The sequence below is a fragment of the Paenibacillus vini genome, assembly GCF_018403325.1.
Taxonomy (GTDB): domain Bacteria; phylum Bacillota; class Bacilli; order Paenibacillales; family Paenibacillaceae; genus Fontibacillus; species Fontibacillus vini.
The window spans coordinates 105,774-125,593 of the sequence record NZ_BOSL01000002.1 but is presented as its reverse complement, the minus strand read 5'-3'; the positions used below and the strand labels follow the sequence as shown (position 1 = coordinate 125,593).

The 19,820-nt window shown below is 52.3% G+C and carries 15 protein-coding genes; all 15 read right to left on the bottom strand.

Annotated elements, in window-relative coordinates:
* Positions 1–258: 258 nt before the first annotated feature.
* On the bottom strand, positions 259–1,539 hold the full coding sequence (murA, locus tag KJS57_RS03865; RefSeq protein ID WP_213653850.1) for a UDP-N-acetylglucosamine 1-carboxyvinyltransferase: 1,281 nt from the start codon (positions 1,537–1,539) through the stop codon (positions 259–261).
* Between the two features lie 16 nt (positions 1,540–1,555).
* Positions 1,556–2,461: a UDP-N-acetylmuramate dehydrogenase gene (gene murB / locus KJS57_RS03860; protein WP_211019793.1), complete on the bottom strand. Its 906-nt coding sequence runs from the start codon at positions 2,459–2,461 to the stop codon at positions 1,556–1,558.
* 234 nt (positions 2,462–2,695) lie between these two features.
* On the bottom strand, positions 2,696–3,811 hold the full coding sequence (gene murG, locus KJS57_RS03855) for an undecaprenyldiphospho-muramoylpentapeptide beta-N-acetylglucosaminyltransferase (protein ID WP_211019794.1): 1,116 nt from the start codon (positions 3,809–3,811) through the stop codon (positions 2,696–2,698).
* Between the two features lie 4 nt (positions 3,812–3,815).
* Positions 3,816–4,913, bottom strand: a complete 1,098-nt coding sequence (spoVE, locus tag KJS57_RS03850; RefSeq protein ID WP_211019795.1) for a stage V sporulation protein E — start codon at positions 4,911–4,913, stop codon at positions 3,816–3,818.
* 50 nt (positions 4,914–4,963) lie between these two features.
* Positions 4,964–6,388 carry a UDP-N-acetylmuramoyl-L-alanine--D-glutamate ligase gene (murD, locus tag KJS57_RS03845; protein WP_213653849.1) on the bottom strand — a complete coding sequence of 475 codons (1,425 nt, stop codon included), beginning with the start codon at positions 6,386–6,388 and terminating at the stop codon, positions 4,964–4,966.
* A gap of 2 nt (positions 6,389–6,390) precedes the next feature.
* On the bottom strand, positions 6,391–7,356 hold the full coding sequence (gene mraY, locus KJS57_RS03840) for a phospho-N-acetylmuramoyl-pentapeptide-transferase (RefSeq protein ID WP_211019797.1): 966 nt from the start codon (positions 7,354–7,356) through the stop codon (positions 6,391–6,393).
* A 24-nt stretch (positions 7,357–7,380) separates the two neighbouring features.
* Positions 7,381–8,778 carry a UDP-N-acetylmuramoyl-tripeptide--D-alanyl-D-alanine ligase gene (locus KJS57_RS03835; RefSeq protein WP_244861409.1) on the bottom strand — a complete coding sequence of 466 codons (1,398 nt, stop codon included), beginning with the start codon at positions 8,776–8,778 and terminating at the stop codon, positions 7,381–7,383.
* The gene (locus KJS57_RS03830; RefSeq protein ID WP_213653848.1) at positions 8,778–10,268 is read right to left on the bottom strand and encodes a UDP-N-acetylmuramoyl-L-alanyl-D-glutamate--2,6-diaminopimelate ligase; all 1,491 of its coding nucleotides are present in this window, start codon (positions 10,266–10,268) and stop codon (positions 8,778–8,780) included. The genes KJS57_RS03835 and KJS57_RS03830 overlap by 1 nt, the downstream gene beginning before the upstream one ends.
* Positions 10,269–10,340: 72 nt before the next feature.
* Positions 10,341–12,299 carry a stage V sporulation protein D gene (locus KJS57_RS03825; protein WP_213653847.1) on the bottom strand — a complete coding sequence of 653 codons (1,959 nt, stop codon included), beginning with the start codon at positions 12,297–12,299 and terminating at the stop codon, positions 10,341–10,343.
* 78 nt (positions 12,300–12,377) lie between these two features.
* Positions 12,378–14,609, bottom strand: coding sequence for a penicillin-binding transpeptidase domain-containing protein (locus tag KJS57_RS03820; RefSeq protein ID WP_213653846.1), 2,232 nt, complete (start codon positions 14,607–14,609; stop codon positions 12,378–12,380).
* A gap of 20 nt (positions 14,610–14,629) precedes the next feature.
* On the bottom strand, positions 14,630–15,052 hold the full coding sequence (locus KJS57_RS03815) for a hypothetical protein (protein WP_211019801.1): 423 nt from the start codon (positions 15,050–15,052) through the stop codon (positions 14,630–14,632).
* A gap of 1 nt (position 15,053) precedes the next feature.
* Positions 15,054–16,028, bottom strand: coding sequence for a 16S rRNA (cytosine(1402)-N(4))-methyltransferase RsmH (rsmH, locus tag KJS57_RS03810; protein ID WP_213653845.1), 975 nt, complete (start codon positions 16,026–16,028; stop codon positions 15,054–15,056).
* A 76-nt stretch (positions 16,029–16,104) separates the two neighbouring features.
* Complete coding sequence (gene mraZ / locus KJS57_RS03805; protein WP_213653844.1) at positions 16,105–16,542, bottom strand: division/cell wall cluster transcriptional repressor MraZ; 438 nt, start codon at positions 16,540–16,542, stop codon at positions 16,105–16,107.
* Between the two features lie 252 nt (positions 16,543–16,794).
* On the bottom strand, positions 16,795–18,060 hold the full coding sequence (locus tag KJS57_RS03800; protein WP_211019804.1) for an adenosylhomocysteinase: 1,266 nt from the start codon (positions 18,058–18,060) through the stop codon (positions 16,795–16,797).
* 14 nt (positions 18,061–18,074) lie between these two features.
* The gene (bshC, locus tag KJS57_RS03795) at positions 18,075–19,712 is read right to left on the bottom strand and encodes a bacillithiol biosynthesis cysteine-adding enzyme BshC (RefSeq protein ID WP_213653843.1); all 1,638 of its coding nucleotides are present in this window, start codon (positions 19,710–19,712) and stop codon (positions 18,075–18,077) included.
* Between the last annotated feature and the right edge of the window lie 108 nt (positions 19,713–19,820).

Genomic DNA, 19,820 nt, shown 5'->3' with positions numbered 1-19,820 from the left:
CCTCAGTCCCTCCTTCATCCAACCTTCTCGGTGCTGAAAAGTCGACTTTTTGAACAAGAACTTATAAGATCTGTGCTCCGTTCATCGATTGTCCATGCTAATAAGAAAAACGTCTATCGACGTACTTTCATGGAAGCCAGACCGCGTTTAGAGGAAGTTTTTCTTCCGATATCAGGCAGATAATACCCCGAAGTTCATACCTTCTGATATCTTAATAAAGCCCGTATCCCCTCCATCAGGAGGGGACCAAGGCTTGGATCAGGCCAAATCCAGTTGTTTCAATGCCGGGGTTTCCCGGTGCATTACGCCGCCGAGCTTTTGAAACATCAACTCGATCCGGTCGTAGCCGCGGTCGATATGATGGATCTGCTCAACAACCGTCTTGCCTTGCGCGGCTAACCCCGCAATGACGAGAGCGGCTCCCGCCCGCAAATCCGTGGCTTCCACCGTAGCGCCGTATAAACGGGGTACTCCGCGGATAAAGGCAGAATTCAAATCCACCGATATGTCGGCGCCCATCCGCACCAGCTCATCCACATGTTTGAATCTTCCTTCGAATACCGTCTCTTTCATCAGGCTCATCCCGTCGGCAAGCGACAGAAGCACCATCACCTGAGACTGCAGATCGGTAGGAAAAGAAGGATACGGTGAAGTAACGATCCGTTCAACCGCCTTGGGACGTCCGGTGCCGCTTACGGTTATTATATCATCGCACGATCCGATTTGAACACCGGCCCGGCGCAGCACATGGAACAGCGAGGTCAGGTGCGCCGGATTGCAATGGGTAAGCGTCACCGTTCCGCGTGTTGCGGCAGCCGCAATCAGCGCGGTTCCCGCGACGATCCGGTCGGGAATAATCTCGTAATCGCAAGGCTCAAGCGATTCTACTCCCCGAATCGTGATCGTATCCGTTCCGGCCCCCATCACATTTCCGCCCAATGCATTTAAAAAGTTCTGCAAATCTTGTATCTCCGGCTCTCTCGCTGCATTCGTAATCACCGTAGTGCCTTCCGCGAGCGCAGCCGCCATCATAATATTCTCCGTCGCTCCAACGCTGGGGAAGTCGAGATGAATATCGTTCCCCTTCAGTTTTGCGGCCCGGCACCAGATCTGATGATCGTTTTCTTCGATGACTGCTCCTAAAGCCTCCAAGCCTCTCAGGTGCAAGTCAATCTTCCGTTCTCCAATCGCGCAGCCGCCCGGCTGATAGATACAAACTTCCCCGAACCTTGCCAGAAGGGGGCCCATGAGGAAAATGGAGGAACGCATTTGCTTCATCAAATCTTCCGGCACATGACAGGAATCCGCTCCGCTCGAATCCACAATAATCGTGTCGTCTTTATGAACTGCATTGCAGCCCAAACGGTTCAAGATCCCGAGCATGACGTCAATATCGAGCAGACGGGGGACATTTCGAAGTTGCACCTTGCCTTCAGCCAGCAGGCTGGCTGCCATAATCGGCAGTGCGGCATTTTTCGCTCCATGGATACGAATGGATCCTGATAGGGGTCTCCCGCCTTCGATCACCAATTTGTCCAATGTATCACCTCCGAGTTTACCGTTCACCCACGAAGAAGACCTCCGGCACCAGTGCGACTTCAAATTTGGAAAAAATGGTGGCCTTGATTTGCTCCATGAGCCTAAGAACGTCCTCTGCTGTCGCTTGCCCGGTATTGACGATGAAATTGGCATGCAATGTGGATATTTCGGCTCCGCCAACACTATGGCCCTTGAGTCCTGCGGCTTCAATCAATCTTGCCGCGTGATCGCCCGGCGGATTGCGAAATACACTTCCGGCACAAGGCTGCTGTAGCGGTTGGGTTTTGCGCCGCCGGTCCTTATAGGCCGCCATGGCCGCGGCAATCTCCAAACGATCGCCGGCCTCCAGCGTAAAATTAGCCCGGGCCACAATTCCGCGCCGTTCATGCAAGATGGAATGCCGGTATGCAAACTCCATATCCTCAGCGCCGTAAGTTACCAATTCACCTGTCTCCAGAACAATTTCAGCGGATTTGAATATGCGTGACACATCGGACCCGTGTGCGCCGGCGTTCATATACACGGCTCCCCCCACTGTTCCGGGTATTCCGCCGGCAAATTCCAGACCGGTCATTCCCTGCTTTCCGGCCATGATGCTTAATCTGACGAAGGATGCGCCTCCGCCTGCCTCCACGTCCGTTCCCTTGAATTCGATCTCCTCAAGCCCTGTACCTAATTTGATAACGGCGCCGCGAATGCCTTTATCCGATACGAGCATGTTGGAGCCCTTGCCCACCGTCATCCAGGGAACCTGCTCTTCATGAAGCAGGCGGACGAGGTTCGCAAGTTGTTCTTTATTTTCGGGAACGATCAAGGCGTCAGCGGGACCGCCGATTTTCCATGTTGTATATTTCGACATCGGTTCGTTAAGCAACACCGTCCCGACTTCTTGGTGTGATAGTTTCGATATCCACTGCTGCATCGCAAAATCCCTCCCTGATTAACATCCGGAATCCCCGCCCCGCTTAAGCGCAAGGCCTGGGTTCCGGTATTGCCGCCCGGCTAAAGCCGGCGCCCGGGTCCATAAGAGACCAAGAAGAAATGCATTCGTCTTCCGAGATCCCATTGAAATGAAGAATGTCACGATTTATAGGGTATCTTATGCCTTCCTTATGGAGAGTGTGACAATCGCCCAGAACCAGGGCTTGCGGACGACTTATGAACGACCTGACCCGGTAAGACGCCGGATTTCCTCAACGATCAAATGGGCGGAATCCGGCTTCCCGAGTTTTCTTGAAGACTTTGACATGGATTCATGCCGCACTTTGTTGCTCATAATCTCTTGAACTGCTGTGAACAGTGCTTTACCGGAAAGCTCCGGCTCTAAAATAACCCGGGCCGCTCCGGCTTGTTCCAGCGTTCTGGCATTCTTCTCCTGGTGATTGTTCGTCACGTTCGGCGACGGAATCAGAATCGACGGGATGCCAAGGGCCGTCATTTCAGCCAGGAAGGAAGCGCCGGCTCTGTTCACGATCAACGACGTTGAAGCCAACACTTCAGGCATATTATGCACGTAAGGCAGCACCTGCAAATTGCGCGGCAATGCGCCGGTTTTGGCCTGAATGGCCTCCATCGTCGGCGCATAGTAGTTGTCTCCGGTCACATACACAAAAGAAAGATGATCCAGCTCCTTTAAATATGGAGCCATATCGACCATCGCATCGTTAATGGCTTTAGCTCCCCGGCTTCCACCGACAACGAGCACGATGGAACTGCTTGCGGGCAGTCCCAGCGATTCAAAGCCTTTGTTTTTATCCGCCTCAAAAACGGTTGTCGCCCGGGGATTTCCCGTATAAATAATGTTCCGCGCCCCGGGAAAGGCGGTCTCGGAGCCTTCGAAGCTGACCGCCACGGTAGAGACGTATTTGCTCAGAAAACGGTTTGTCAGCCCGGGTACCGCATTTTGTTCATGTATGATGCTCGGAATGCCAAGCTTGGCCGCCGCATAAACGACAGGTCCGCATACATAACCGCCCGTGCCGATCACTACGTCCGGCTTAAATTCGCGGAGCATCTGTTTGGACTTTCTCACGCCTTTGAGAAAGCGCATGACGGTTTTCATATTTTCAAAAGAAAGCTTCCTGCGGAAGCCCGTAATATCTATCGCTTTAAACGGAATCTCCGTTTTCGGAACCAGAGAGCTTTCCAGCCCTCTCTCTCCGCCGATATATAAGAACTCGGAACCGGGAATCTCCTCAGCACATCTGCTTGCTACGGCCAGCGCAGGATAAATATGTCCCCCCGTGCCGCCGCCGCTCAGTACGACGCGCATATTCTCACCTCGCATAACGGGATAAATTTAGTAGAATGCCAAGTGCCGTCAGCATCAAGGTCAGGGATGAACCCCCGTAACTGATGAGAGGCAGCGTAATCCCCGTGACCGGCATGAGGCCAATGACAACACCGATATTGATAACGACCTGAACGCCTACCATACCTACGATACCGACAGCCAGCAAACTGCCGAACATATCATCAATCGTCATCGCTACCCTCATGCCCCGCCACACCAGGATCAAGAACAGCAGAAGGACCAGCAGCCCTCCTATGAATCCCAACTCTTCGGCCAAAATAGAAAATATAAAATCCGTTTGCGGTTCCGGTACGTAGCTGTACTTTTGCCGGCTCATGCCCAGGCCCAAACCGGCCAATCCACCCGGTCCGATTGCATAAAGGGACTGGATGATCTGATAGCCCGCGCCGAGCGGGTCGGACCAAGGATCAAGGAAAGCAGTAATCCGCTGCAGCCGGTAAGGCGCAGCCAGGATGAGCCCAACGAAGCCTAGAGCCCCTACGGCGGCCAATCCGGCGAGGTGCTTGATCTTCGCGCCGGCCGTAAACACGATCAGCAGCGAGGCACCCAGCATTACTGTACCCGTACCGAGGTCCGGTTGAAGCATAGTGAGGCCGAACGCGGCGCCGATGATGCCTAGCGGCGGAAGCAGGCCTTTGGTGAAATGGGTGATTCTATAATCTTCTTTACTTAGCCAATAGGATAGAAAAAGAATCATGCCCAGCTTCATAAACTCGGAAGGCTGTATGCCGAACGAGCTGATGCCGAGCCAACTTCGGGCGCCGCCGCGCACTACCCCAATACCGGGAATCAATACGATGACAAGTAACCCGAAGCAAATCAGGAGCAGCACCTTGGCGTATTTTTTCAGAATCCGGTAATCTACGTTCATCGTAAAAAACATTGCTACGAAACCAAGAACAGCAAACAAAGCTTGACGTTTTACAAAGTAGAAGGAATCGCCGTAATCATGGAAAGCGAGTACGGAACCCGCACTGTAAACCATCACAATTCCGATTGCCAGCAAGCCGAAAATGCTGGCCATTAACCAAAAATCCGGTTTGTTGCGGCCTTTGACCATCGCGGAAGCCACCTCTTAACAAGGAAGTAGGGGCTTTTCCACCCCCCTACTTAAAGGGTATGCACCGCCTCTTTAAAAATGCGTCCACGCTCTTCATAGGACGAGAACATGTCCCAGCTCGCACAAGCCGGCGAGAGCAACACAATGTCCCCATCCTCGGCCAGGCCAGCAGCCTTGGAGATTGCGGTCCGCAGCGTTTCCGCGGCGCTGTCTCCAGTATCGACCAGCTCGATGTCGCTTAGACCCGCTAATTCGGCTACTCTTCCGATTTTCTCCTTCGTCTGGCCCAAAGCTACTATTGCCTTCACTTTATCTTTGAAAACAGGAAGGAGTTCCATATAATCGGAGCCCCGATCAAGGCCTCCGGCGATCAGGACGATCGGCTTATCCAGGGCGCCGAGCGCCATCGCGGTCGCTTTGGAATTCGTGGCCTTGGAATTGTTATAATAAGCCACGCCGTCTCTAACTTCGACGAACTCCAGGCGATGCTCCACGCCGCGAAACGTACGCAGCGGCTCCGCAAGCGACTCCGGCGCCGCGCCGGCCGCTACGCAGGCTGCAACCGCAGCAAGGGCGTTCCCTACGTTAAACCGGCCCGCCAGGCCGATTTCCGCCGTTTCTACGATCGTATGCTCCTGTCCTTCCTCATCGCGGTAAACAACGCTACGGCTAAGTCCGTCCTGTACATCCGGAACGTAAGCCGGTTTAACGTATACCCCGGCCGTACGCAGCTCCTCCGTCATCGAGAAAGGCAGCAGCTTCGCCTTGATGTAAGGCACCAATTCTCTGCAAACGGGGTCGTCCCAATTGATAACAGCCGTATCTTCCTCCGTTTGATTGGCAAAAATCTTGGCCTTGGAGGAAATATAATCGTCCATCGTACCGTGATAATCCAGATGCGTCTCGGCGATGTTCAGTAAAACAGCCACCTCGGGACGAAATTCCCGTGTCCCTTTGAGCTGGAAGCTGCTGAGCTCAACGACCAGCCAGTCTTCGGCGTCGGCCGTCTCGGCCGCTGCACAGAGAGGCGTCCCAATATTACCGGCTATGACCGGGGACAGACTCGCCGCCTCCAGCATGTTGCCGATCCAGGTCGTTGTCGTCGTCTTACCGTTGGATCCGGTAATACCGATCATCGGCGCTTTGGACAAATGATAAGCGACCTCCACCTCGCTCACGACCTCGATTCCAAGCTCAAGTGCCTTAGCGACTGGCGGTGCCGTGTAAGGAATGCCAGGGTTCTTGACGACCAGTTCTACAGCAGGGTTAATCAGCCCTTCCGGATGCCCCCCGCATACAACAGAAATTCCCAAAGCCTCCAATTCGGATGCTTCGGGACTCTCTTCCCTCGACTTTTTATCGTTGACCGTGACGACTGCGCCGCTCCGGTGTAGGGTTTTGGCGACCTGCACGCCGCTTTTCGCTAGACCGAGAACAACCACTTGTCGTCCCCGGTATTCATCTGGATGTTTCATCTCTACAACCCCTTGTTCAAGTAAAGTCCAATACCCGCCAGCACCAAGCCGACCGCCCAAAATGTGACGACGACGCGCCATTCCGACCATCCCGACAATTCAAAGTGATGGTGGATCGGGCTCATTTTAAAGATTCGCTTCCCGCGGGTTTTAAACGACACCACCTGCAGCACGACCGACAGCATTTCAATTACGAAAATCCCGCCGATGACGAGGAACAGCAATTCGCTCTTGGTAACGATCGCGATAGCCGCAATCGCCCCGCCGATGCCGAGAGACCCCGTGTCACCCATGAATACCTTGGCCGGATGCGCGTTAAACACGAGAAAGCCGAGCACTGCGCCGATCATGGCCGCCGCGCAAACCGCAGCCGGAAGTGACGTAGCCTGCATCGCAATTACCGCGTAAGCTCCGAGAGCAATTGCGCTGACGCCGGAGAGCAATCCGTCCAAACCGTCGGTAAAATTGACTGCGTTGCTGATGGCCAGCATCATGATGATAATAAACGGATAATAGAACCAGGCTCCCCAGTCAAAAGAGATTTGCGTTCCCGGAATGCCGATAGCCGTACTGTGTCCTTCCGAAATCAGCAAGGCGCAGACAATACCGGAGAACAACAATTGTCCGAACATTTTTTGTCTAGGCGTTAAACCCAGCGATCTCTTAAACACAATTTTGATATAGTCGTCCAGAAAACCGACCAAACCGAAACCAAGTGTCGCTACAAGCAATACGTAAAAATCAGTGTTGATTACAGAAAATTTCAAGAAAGCCAGCGTGAACGCCAATATGATAACGATCCCGCCCATAGTCGGCGTTCCCGCCTTTTTTTGATGGCTCTGCGGACCCTCGCCGCGAATCTGCTGTCCAAATTTCATTCGCCGCAGCAAAGGAATCAGCAAAGGGGCCGAGATCACCGCTAAAATAAATGATACGCCGATCGTTAAAAGAATAAGTCCAAAGTCCATGGGATCACCCCCCTTTCGCCGGTATTATGTCTCTAGATTGCTATTTTTGACTGCGTCGACGACCTCTTCCAGCTTCATTCCCCGCGAAGCCTTCACAAGCAGCACATCCTTCGGATGCAGCATAGAAATCAACTTTTCAATAAGCTCACTTTTATCATGATATGCAAAAATGGTTCCTGGCTCCAAATTTTCCGCGGCGCCTTCCGCGATTTTCTCGGCAAGCCGGCCATACGCAAACAGAAGATCTACCTTTTCGGGTGTAAGAAATCTGCCGACTTCACGGTGAAATTCATCTTCCGTCGGCCCAAGCTCCAGCATATCGCCAAGCACGGCAATCTTTTTCCGGTAACCGCGTTTTTTTTCAAGCACCCCGATTGCGGCCTTCACGGCGATAGGACTCGAATTGTAGGCATCGTTCAAAATCGTAATTCCGCTTGCGCCTGCAATCGTTTCAATCCGCATTCCCGTCAGTTCGACCCGACGGAGACCTTCCTCAATGTCATCTTCGGATACACCGTAATGCCGTGCAACCGCCAGCGCCGCCAGCGCATTGACCACATTATGCTCGCCAAGCAGCGGAAGTCTCAGCGACGCGCTCCCCCCAGCACGAGAGGTAAATACCGTCTCTTCCTCCATATACATAATCCCGCTCGGAGAATCGTCATTACTTCCGTCAAGGCCGAAGGTGAACATTCTCAGTCCCTCCGGTTTTTCGGTGGAAGGTTCCGCTAAAACCTGAGCGATGAGAGGTTCGTCCCCATTGTAAACAAACAATCCGCCCTGCTTCATACCGGACAGAATCTCCAGCTTCGCCCGGGCTATTTCCAGTCTGGAGCCCAGTTGCAGAAGATGCGCCTCACCGATATTGGTCACGATGGCCGTTTCCGGTTCAGCAAGCTTCGACAGCAATTCGATTTCGTGCCGGCCGCTCATTCCCATCTCCAGAACCGCGATATCGGTATCCTCCGGCATGGCGAGGATCGTCAACGGTAAACCGATATGATTGTTGAAATTACCCTGTGTTTTATGCACTTTGAAAGTCGTAGCCAGCAACGAGAATACGAGATCCTTCGTCGTAGTCTTTCCGTTGCTGCCCGTTATGCCGATCACCTTGGTTCCGCAGGCCGCAAGGTAACTTTTTGCAAGGCGCTGCATCGCTTCGAGCGTGTCGTCCACAATCACGGCCGGCCCGGGAGGGCTGCCTTTGGACTCGGACCACAGCACGGCTGACGCTCCGGCCGCCAGACAATCGCCGGCGAAGTCATGGCCGTCAAAACGTTCCCCGGCCAGTGGAATGAACAGACATCCCGGCTTGATTTTGCGGGAGTCGGTGACGACTCCCTCTATGGTGATGTCGGAATCGCCGGCATCTGCAACGTGTCCGCCGCACATGGCGGCAAGTTCCGCTAATTTTCGTTTTATCACTTGTCTAAACCCCTTATCGCTTCTTTGGCCACGATCCGGTCATCGAAATCGTGTACCTCTTTGCCGATCAACTGGTAGGTTTCATGCCCTTTCCCCGCAATCAATACTACATCGCCTTGGCTTGCCATTTCAATAGCCTTTTGAATCGCTTTGCGACGGTCCACAATGAGCTCGTATCGGTCGCTTGGTACTTGGTCCTCTTTCAAACCTGCTTCAATGTCGCTCAAAATCAGATCCGGATTCTCCGTACGCGGATTATCGGAAGTTACGATGATATGGCCGGACAACCGCGCTGCGATTTTGCCCATAATCGGCCGTTTCGTGCGGTCCCGGTCTCCTCCGCAGCCGAATACGCAGATGACTTTGCCCTGTGCGAACTCATTCACTGTGTTCAACACGTTTTCCAGTCCATCCGGCGTGTGCGCGTAATCCACGATCACTGCAAAAGATTGTCCTTCGTCCACCGCCTCTACGCGGCCCTCGACTCCCTTGATGGCTTCGAGGCTGGTCTTAATATCGGAAAGCGCGATACCTTCCAGGAGCGCGGCGGAAATCGCTGCGAGCGCATTGTATACGTTAAATTTGCCGACCATTCTTAAAGTGATGTCTTCACTGCCGCGGAACGTTTCCACATGGAAGGAAGTTCCTTTCGCCGTGATGGAGATGTTCGAAGCCCGTACATCCGCCTCATGCTCAACACCATAAGTGATTGTCTCCGCTGCCGTTTGCTTGGCAAAATAAGCGGAAGCCGGATCATCGGCGTTCAATACGGCATAGCTCCGCTGACTGGGTTCGGAAGCAAAGGTATTGCCAAGCCGGGAGAAGAGCAATCCCTTGGCCGCCCGGTACTCCTCCATGGACTTATGGTAATCCAGATGATCCTGCGTAAGATTTGTAAACACCGCAGTACGGAATTTCGTCCCTTTCACACGGCCCTGTTCCAACGCATGCGATGAAACCTCCATGACGCAATACGACATATCCGCTTCTTTCATTTCATGCAGGTAACGCTGCAGATCCAGCGATTCCGGCGTCGTTCCCGACATCGGAAAAGTCTGGCCGGCGAATCTGCGCTGAATCGTTCCGATCAGGCCGGTTTGCTTGCCTTGATCCTCAAGAATACGTTCGATCAAATATGTGGTCGTCGTTTTTCCGTTCGTACCCGTAACGCCAATCACGTTCAGTTCCGAGCTTGGCGACCCGAAAAATACATTCCCCAATATCGCCATCGCCAACCGGCTATCCTTAACTTTAAGCTGAGGGAGAGAAACGTCGTCCAGCCACCGCTGCACGACGAGCGCCACTGCGCCTTGCTCGGCGGCCTTCGCCGCATAATCATGCCCGTCAACCGTATGACCCGGCAGACATACAAACAGATCGCCGGGCTGAACGTGGCGGGAATCGATGGAAATGCCACTGCACTCCGTATGATCATCGCCTTTTAGTTCCGAAGCTATTAAGTAAGTTGTTAAGTCTTTAAGCAGCATAAAATTCCCCTCTTTCCATTACTCAAACACACCTATCCATATTATCACCAAAAAATGATAATTTCAGGAATATTATTCACTTGTTTCATGCTGGTGGCCCTGCTCCGCATCCGCTTCGCTTCCCATATAAATCCGGATCGTCGACCCTTTATCCACCCGGGTTCCCGCTTTGGGCGCCTGGTTGATCACGACGTTTCCGGCCCCGGATTTTGCAAGGTTAAAGTTCATGTTCAGGTCCTCGTATATTTCTTGAGCCGTATGTCCGACCAAATCAGGGACCGTGACTACAGGTGTTTCGCCATATTTATATTTCTTGGCGACCTGATCCGTGCGAGGCGCGATCTGCATGTACTCCAGAGCGTCCTTCATAATATTACGAACGATCGGAGCCGCTACGACGCCGCCGAACTGAATTCCTTGGGGATTATCGACCGCCGTATAGATGACGATCTGAGGATCGTCCGCCGGAGCGAAGCCGATAAACGAAACGATATGTTCATTTTGCGAATACCGTCCGTTAATAACCTTCTGCGCGGTCCCCGTCTTGCCGCCGACCCGGTAGCCGTCGATAAACGCGTTGCCCCCGGTACCGTTGGCAACTACGCTTTCCAGCGCTTCCCGCACCTGCTTCGACGTTTCCTCCGAAATTACCTGACGGACCATTTCCGGAGCGTTCGTGTGCACTACTTCACCCGTATCGGGGTTAGTCCATGATTTGGCTACATAGGGCTTATAAAGTTTACCTCCGTTTATCGCCGCCGAAACCGCGGTTATCTGCTGAATCGGCGTCACGGACACCCCTTGGCCAAAAGAAGTCGTGGCCAGTTCCACCGGCCCTACCCTAGGCAACTTAAACAGGATACCATTCTCCTCACCGCCCAAATCGATGCCGGTCTTGGTGCCGAAACCAAAATCCTTGATATATTTGAACAAGGATTCTTTCCCCAATCGTTGGCCCAATGCCACAAACCCGGGGTTGCAGGAATTCTCAACCACTTGCAAAAAGGTCTGGCTGCCATGACCGCCTCTTTTCCAGCAGCGCAGCGTAGCCCCTCCTACTTTCACAAAACCGGGATCAAAGAACCGTTCGTTTTTCAAATCGACTTTCTTCTCTTCCAACGCAGCAGCGAGAGTGATGATTTTGAACGTGGACCCCGGCTCATAAGTCATCCAGATCGGCAAATTACGGTTATAGACCTCGGCGTCCACTTCCTGATATTGAGCCGGGTCATAGCCGGGTCTGGCCGCCATGGCCAGAATCTCCCCGGTTTTGGGATTCATGGCGATGGACAAGGCTGAGTTGGCCTGAAGTCTGGCCATAGCCTGGTCCAGCTCGCGCTCCATAATGCTCTGGATCGATTTGTCGATCGTCAGCGTAAGGTTCAGGCCGTCCTTCGGTTCTACGTATTTCTCCGAGGAACCGGGCATCAACCTGCCTCCAGCGTCGGACAAGTAGGAAACACTGCCGCCCATCCCGTTCAGTTCACTGTCATACTTACTCTCGACCCCGGTAAGCCCCTGGTTATAGCCGCCCGTAAAACCGAGAATATGAGCGGCTAGACCTCCATAGGGATAATACCGCTTATTGTCCTCGGCAACGACAATACCCGGAAGAGCCAAATCACGAATTTGCTGCGCTTTTTCCATCGTAATTTTGCGTCCGCCGGGTTGCAGCCTGACTATGGATTGTTTCTTGGTGATCGTCTTTAATACGGCTTCCTCGCTCATCCCAAGTAATGGCGCCAGGCTCCGGGCCGTAGTCTCCGGCGTTTTCACCTGCACCGGAATCGCCATGACCGTTGGCGTCGTAATATTGTAAGCCAGCACGCTGCCGTTTCGGTCTGCAATTTCTCCCCGCTTTGCGGAGTAAGGAATGTTGCGCCGCCATGAATCTTCCGCCTTGGCCGACAGCTCCGCCCCTTTGCCGATCTGCACGTAGGCAAGCCGGACGGCGAGAGCCGCGAACAGCATACACAGCATACACAGCAAAAATAACAATCTTCGCCTTACAACTATTTTGGATATTCTCATCGATTGCCCCCCTGTTCCATCCAGTCACATGTTGATCTCATCACATGAATATTCAGGACAAACAGGGGTTAGAACAAGCTATGGAGAAGATCTGGAGCCTTCATCCGTGTTTTCGCCTTCCGTTTCCTCTTCGGCGGTGTTGCTATCCTCTCCGGAATCCGCATTCTCCTTGACCGGAGGTTCCAGAAGCAAATGAACTTTTCTTTGCCCGTTTTCTTCGGAGACGGTCTGGTCCACGACATAGCCTTCGCCTTCGGCCGTAACGGAAACCTGAAGCACAGAGAGAAGCTCCAACGCTTCGCGAAGCGATTCCCCCTTCAGGCTCGGAATGGACATCGCTTTGCCTTCCTCGGTCAGGAGATACATATGCTGACCCGCTTTCAACGTGGCGCCCGCTTTTGGAAACTGAGAAATAAGTTCGGTTCCGCTGCCGAGCGTGGCGTAAGATATCCCTTTGCTCTTGAGCAGGTTCTTCGCTTCCTGTAGGGACAGTTTTTTCAGATCCGGCGTTTTGACGCCCGGGTTGCTCTCTTGCACGGATTTAGAAGAAGCCTCGTCGAATTTTTTCGGCACGCCCATATATTGCAGCGACTGATTGGCGATCTTCTGGAACACCGGGGCAGCGGCGGCACCGCCTCCCAGCTCGGAATCCTTCGGTTCGTCGATCAGCACCAGAATCGCGATCTTGGGGTCGTCTACCGGCGCGTAGCCAATAAAAGATATAACTTGCTTGGTATAATCATATACCCCGTTCACCGGTTTTACCGCCGTTCCCGTTTTACCCGCAACCCGGTAACCGTCGATATAGGCATGGCGCCCGGTCCCGATTTTCTGGTCGGATACGACTTGTTCAAGATAACTGCCAACTTCCTTCGCCTTTTCCGGGGAAATCACTTGCCGTATTTCTTGGGGTTGTGTCTTAATGGTTTCGCCCGTCTGCGGGTCGGTGATCGACTTTACAAGGTGCGGTTCCAGCAATTTCCCGCCATTCGCCACAGCTGCGATTGCAGCCACTTGCTGCAGCGGTGTAACCAGCAGTTTACCATGACCGTAGGCCATTGCCGCGAAGTCCGCCTGTTGTACCGGCGTCACGACGCCCGCCGCTTCCCCAGGAAGCTCGATACCCGTTTTTTTACCGAACCCGAAATTGTCGACATATTCCTTCAACCGGTCAGGGCCCAGCATTTCATATCCCAATTTAACGAAGGCAACGTTACTAGAACGCTTAACGCCTTCGATATAACTGATTTCGCCCCAACCGGAACGCTTCATGTCATGGATCGTTTGTCCCGGCACCCGGATGCTTCCCGACATATATCTCGCTTCCGGATTAAACAACCCGTCCTGCACAGCACCGGCCAGCGTTACGATCTTAAATGTCGAGCCCGGCTCATATACCGATTTGATCGCGTGGTTATAGAAATTCTTCTGATCCACATCGACCCAGTACTCATTAGGGTTATAGGTTGGCAGATTCGCCATTCCCAAAATGTCCATCGTCTTCGGATCCGCCGCTATGACCGTCATACTGATCGGCTTCAATTCATCGAACGCTTCCTTCATCGCTTCTTCGATATAATACTGTATCGTATCGTCGATCGTCAGCTGGATGTTCTTGCCATTCTTTACAGGGTTATAAATTTCGCTCGCTTTCGGGATTTCAATCCCCCTGCCATCACTCTTGTACTCAATCGAGCCGTTCTGCCCTTTCAATTCCTCGTCGTAATAGGCTTCCAGACCGGAAACCGCATTGCCTTCACGGTCCGTGTAGCCCAATACATGGGCAGCAAGATTATTTTGAGGATAATAGCGTTTTTGTTCCTTGATCAAATAAATGCCCGTATCTTCAAGCTTATGCTTTTCCTTCAGTTCCTTGGCGAAAGCCTCCACTTTATCCCGGAGCTCCTGATCAATTTTCCACCCCTCATTGCGCACCTCGCGCTGAGAGTAGAATTGACCGTCCTTCTTCGTCGCCATCACCAACTGCTCGAGTTCTGCTTTGTCCTTGCCAAGCAGCTCATTTAATCCGTCGACGACCTCATCCTTTAAATTCAGTTCATTAATTAATTTAGGATTTATCGCCACGGTATAAGCCGGGGCATCGACGGCCAGAATATCCCCGTTCCGGTCGGTAATCGTCCCGCGGGTGGCAGTAATTGTTTTCTTCTTGGACCAGAGTTCTTCGGCGTGTTCCTGCCAGAAATCGGCCTGAACGACCTGGAGCCAGAAAACTCTCCCCATCAATACAGCAAAAAAGAGGGTAATACATCCCCCTATCAGCAGCGTCCGAAGTCTTATTCTCTTGATCATCTCTAAACCTCTTTAATACGTTATTTTTTGGCGGTGGTTACTTCGTCCGCCGAACCTTCGGTTTGCGAATTAGCCGGAATCTGAATATGGAAGCCTTCTTCCGACGTTTCAACATATCCAAGCTTCGCTGCTTCTTGCGGAATTTGCTCCTGCAGCTTTTCTTTCTGTACGGACATTTCCTTAATCTGTACGGTCATCGCCTGGATTTCAGTGTCCAGATTGTACATTTGCCGCTTAATATTGTAGAGGTTGGAATTTTGCCATAACAGACCGCCCATTACAGCCACACAGAAAAGAACGGTCACCATATAGAGCAGCTTTTCCCGAACCGGGAGCGGCGAGCGTCTTGTTACTACTTTCGTCGTTTCACGGAATCGCGGAGACTGTTGTCCGCGTTCCACTGTTTGTTCTTTTACTGCCAAATTCCCCCGAGTATACGCCATCTCACATTTCCTCCGCTTTAGAATGCAGTTTCTCCGCTACGCGTAGCTTAGCCGAACGCGCCCGCGGATTTTGTTCCAGTTCCTCATCCGAAGGAACCAACGGTTTCCGATTAATCAATTTCAATTGTCCTTGGCCTCCGCACACACACAAAGGAAAATCGGGAGGACAGGTGCACTTTTCTACATAGCTTGCAAAAATCTGTTTACAAATCCGGTCTTCCAACGAATGAAAGGTAATGACCGAGGCCCTTCCTTCCGGCGCCAAACACCGGACCGCCGCATGCAACCCTTCTTCCAGCGCGCCGAGTTCATCATTGACCGCGATCCGCAAGGCCTGAAAACTTCGTTTGGCGGGATGTCCGCCCGTCCGGCGAGCCGCAGCCGGAATTCCTTCCTTCACCAGCTCGACCAGTTGACCCGTAGTCTCGATCGGCGAAGTTTCTCTTGTTTCCGCGATCACTTTAGCGATCCGCCTCGAAAACTTTTCTTCGCCGTATTGAAACAAAATCCGAGCAATTTCGCGCTCCGGCCACTCATTAATGATTTCCCGGGCCGTCAACTGCGCCGATTGATCCATTCGCATATCGAGTGGAGCATCCGCATTGTAGCTGAACCCGCGATCTCCTTCATCGAATTGAGGCGAGGAAACGCCGAGATCGAACAAAATGCCGTCAACCTGCGGAACCCCATTATGCTGTGGGATACCATCAAGCTCAAGGAGCTTATGCTCCAGATGACGGAAATTGCTTTTTACCAATGTAAGCTTGTCACCGTAGGCGGCCAGGTTCTCTCTGGCATTATCCAATGCCCAATCATCCTGATCAAATGCGATTAATCTTCCGCCGTCGCCAAGCTGGGACAAAATAACGGAGCTATGCCCGCCGCCGCCCAGCGTGCAATCCACATAAATGCCGTCCGGCTTAATGCGCAGCCCTTCTGTCGCTTCTTTCTTAAGCACCGTGATGTGATGAAACAAGACTGCAGCCCTCCAGACTGTTCCGGGATTAGCTATATGTATTAGTCTCATGGAGCTACCCGGTTATTATCAATGTTTACAGATCGAAATTAAAATCAACCAGCTTTTCCGCAATTTCGTTGAACGTATCCTCCGACTGTTGGAAATACTGCTCCCACGTATCCCGGCTCCAAATTTCTACCCGGTTCGACACGCCGAGAACGACACAATCCTTCTCCAGCTTCGCATACTGTCTTAAATTAGCGGGTAAATTTACCCTTCCCTGTTTATCCCACTCGCATTCCGTTGCCCCGGAGAAAAAGAACCGGGTAAACGCACGGGCATCGGATTTCATCAACGGCAAGGCTTTGAGCTTCTGCTCCAGCACTTCCCATTCCGATTGCGGATAAACGAAGAGGCATTGGTCCAGACCGCGGGTAACTACAAAAGAGGTTCCCAGGAGATCACGAAACTTGGCCGGAATAATGATGCGGCCTTTCTCGTCAATGCTATGTTGGAATTCCCCCATAAACATTGGTTAGCTCACCCCTTACCTCTTTCCCCCACTTTGCACCACTTTCCACCACTATGAATACTACTTATTCTGCATGCAAGGACAAAATCCTTCTTATGTTCAAACTTTTTTTATCGGTAAAATTACCCTCAGCAGGAGACTGATGCATATTTTGGAGTTCCAAAGGCAAAAAAAGCCTTCCCCCTTCATTAAAGAAGAGGAAAGGCTTTGCTAATTGTTGCTATTCTAGTAGTCAAATTATCAACAATCTAATTAATGTTCTTGCCAGCTGTCAAGGTATGTCCGCTGTTCTTCGGTCAAGGTATCGATCCCGAGTCCGAGGCTTTCCAGCTTGTAGCGTGCAACCTGCTCGTCAAGCTCGTACGGCACGTTGACGACCGACTTGCCGATCTTCTCATATTGTTCATTCACATATTTGAGCGACAAGGCTTGCAATGCAAACGTCATGTCCATAATTTCAGCCGGATGTCCGTCGCCGGCCGCGAGATTGACGAGACGACCTTCCGCAAGAATATACATTTTGCGGCCGTCCTTCAGTTGATATTCCTCAATATTGCGGCGTACCGTCCGCACCGAGCTGGAACGCTCGGCCAGTTCCGGCTTGTTCACTTCTACGTCGAAGTGGCCCGCATTGGACAAGATGGCTCCGTCTTTCATAACGTCATAATGCTCGCCGCGAATTACATCACGGTTGCCTGTGACCGTCACGAAGAAATCGCCAATTTTGGCCGCTTCCAGCATAGGCATTACGCGGAAGCCGTCCATATAGGCCTCTACGGCCTTGATCGCATCCACCTCGGTTACGATGACATTGGCGCCGAGACCTTTTGCCCGCATAGCCACGCCCTTGCCGCACCAGCCGTAGCCAACGACAACGACCGTTTTACCCGCCACGACCAGATTGGTGGTCCGATTTATTCCATCCCATACGGATTGTCCGGTTCCGTACCGGTTATCGAACAAGTATTTGCAATAGGCGTCATTGACCGCAACCATTGGAAATTGCAGCTTACCTTCTTTATCCATCGCTTTCAGGCGCAAAATACCGGTAGTCGTTTCTTCAGCGCCGCCGCGAATATTTTCAAGCAGATCGGGGCGTTCGGAATGCAGAATCGTAACGAGATCGCCGCCGTCGTCAATAATGAGGTCCGGCTTGGTTTCGAGAGCACGAACCAAAAGCTCCTTGTACTCGGCAGGCTCCGGATTATATTTTGCAAATACGGTCACTCCGTCCTCCACCAACGCCGCGCAAACATCATCCTGTGTGGACAGCGGATTGCTGCCCGTGATGGTAACTTCCGCGCCGCCCGCCTGAACCACCTTAGCCAAATAAGCGGTTTTGGCCTCCAGGTGCAGCGAGATCGCGACTTTCAGACCTTTGAAAGGCTGCTCGGCCTCAAATTGCTTCCGGATCCGTCCCAGTACCGGCATATGGGCTTCTACCCAATCAATTTTCAAATGCCCTTCCGGGGCCAACTTCATATCGGCAACAATGCTGTTTTGATTCGCTGAACTCATGATCAATTACCCTCCTACAAATATATAATCCGGTGCGTTCCCGTTACATCATAAGGAATTCCGGTCAAACCGTCAATCCAGGCTTCCCCGTAACGATTCATATAATAGAAAATGTTATAGACTCTCTCCTGCGGTTTGCCCATCGGAAACAGGGATAGCTCGATCCGGTCAAAGTGCCGTAATCCCGCTTCATTCGTTTTCTCCAGTGCATCCTTCGCTTTGCCGTACAAATATTCAATCTGATCGATGATTTTATCCCGGTTGGCGTTTCCGAGCTTTGTCAATCCGTTTTGAATGCCGCCCAGCTGTTCGATTAAAGGATCGTACATGCCGGTAAAGGCCGACTTGATTTCCCCGAACCTCTCCCCTAAGTTCAAAGCGTCCTGTCCGGCTAGCCAAGCTTCCCGTTTAGCCTGAAAAACATCCCGGTCCGCAACATCCTCCCAGGAAAGAGCATATTTATCCATGTGCTTATGAAGCGTTCCTTCCAGCACTGTAAACGATTCGCGTGGCAGCAGGATCGGCATCTGCAAATCCAAACGCCGGAATGCCTGACGGGTCAAACCCCAATAAGCGATTTCGCCGGATCCAAGCACAGCGCCCAGCACTGGCAGCAGCGAATCCTGCATTAAAGGCCGGGTCAACACATTGTTGCTGAACCGGTCAGGGTGCTGGCGCAGCTCCTCCAGCAGTTCTTCCTTAGTCAGAGCTACCTTAGCTTTCCGGTCGCAAAATTTTCCGTCTTGTTTAAATAGAAGCAAACGCTCTCCCTCATGTATGTAGAACAGATTCGCCGCATGTTCCCTCGCATCCGCTTGGGCAGAAAATCCAAGCTGGAGTATGTCATCCGCCGCATGGCGATAAGCCTCTTCCAGTTCGTCGTTTCTGGCGATCATCTCTTCGAACACGGGAATTTCCAGCCGGCGCAGCCCGGGATCCGCTGAATCGAGCAGAATAAGCCCGTATTTGCCGAACCAGCTTCCCATCAGCTTGGCAAAGCAATCGGTCAATGTAGACGAAGATGCCGCGGCTTCGCGATACAGTTCCATCAATCCCGATTTGAATTCGGTCTGCGGAAGCAGTTGTTCCAGCTCGGCGGCCGCCTGCTCCCAAGCCTCGGCATCAAGCTCGGTCCAGCTGACCGGTAGGCGCTGATCATGTCCTTGAGCAATCCGGATCCGGGTTACCTGCAGGTCCTGCGACAAGACGTACGTGTGATTGACCTCATCCCAATCATGGTCCTCCCCTGCGATCCAGAACACGGGAACAACCGGACGATTCAGCTTCGTTGAAGCTTCTTTGGCCGCTTTAATGATCGTTATCGCTTTATAAATAACCAGCAGTGGTCCGGTAAACAGCCCGCTTTGCTGCCCTCCGACTATAACTGCCGTTCCCGGCCGCTCCAGCTGATCCAAATGACCCGAAACCGCATCATGCGGATTATGCTTCAAATTATATTCGCGGAGCTGGTTTACAAGCTCCTTCCGGTCCACGCGGAGCCGATCGCTTTGATCAAGCCATGCCAATCTGTCGCTCCAGCTTTTCTCTTCGGCCGGATTATATTCATAAAGCCCGCTAACTTTCGAAAAATCTTGAATGAGTGCTTCCGCCAGCGGTTGGCCGGCCTTCAGCGGCTCTTGAACAATATTCATCAGGTTCTGATCCTCCTGTCTTCTCTCAAAGCTAGACTACCTTAAAAATATAGCATAACCGTCTCCAAATCGCTAAGCAAACAACAGTCTTAACCCCGGCACTTCAGG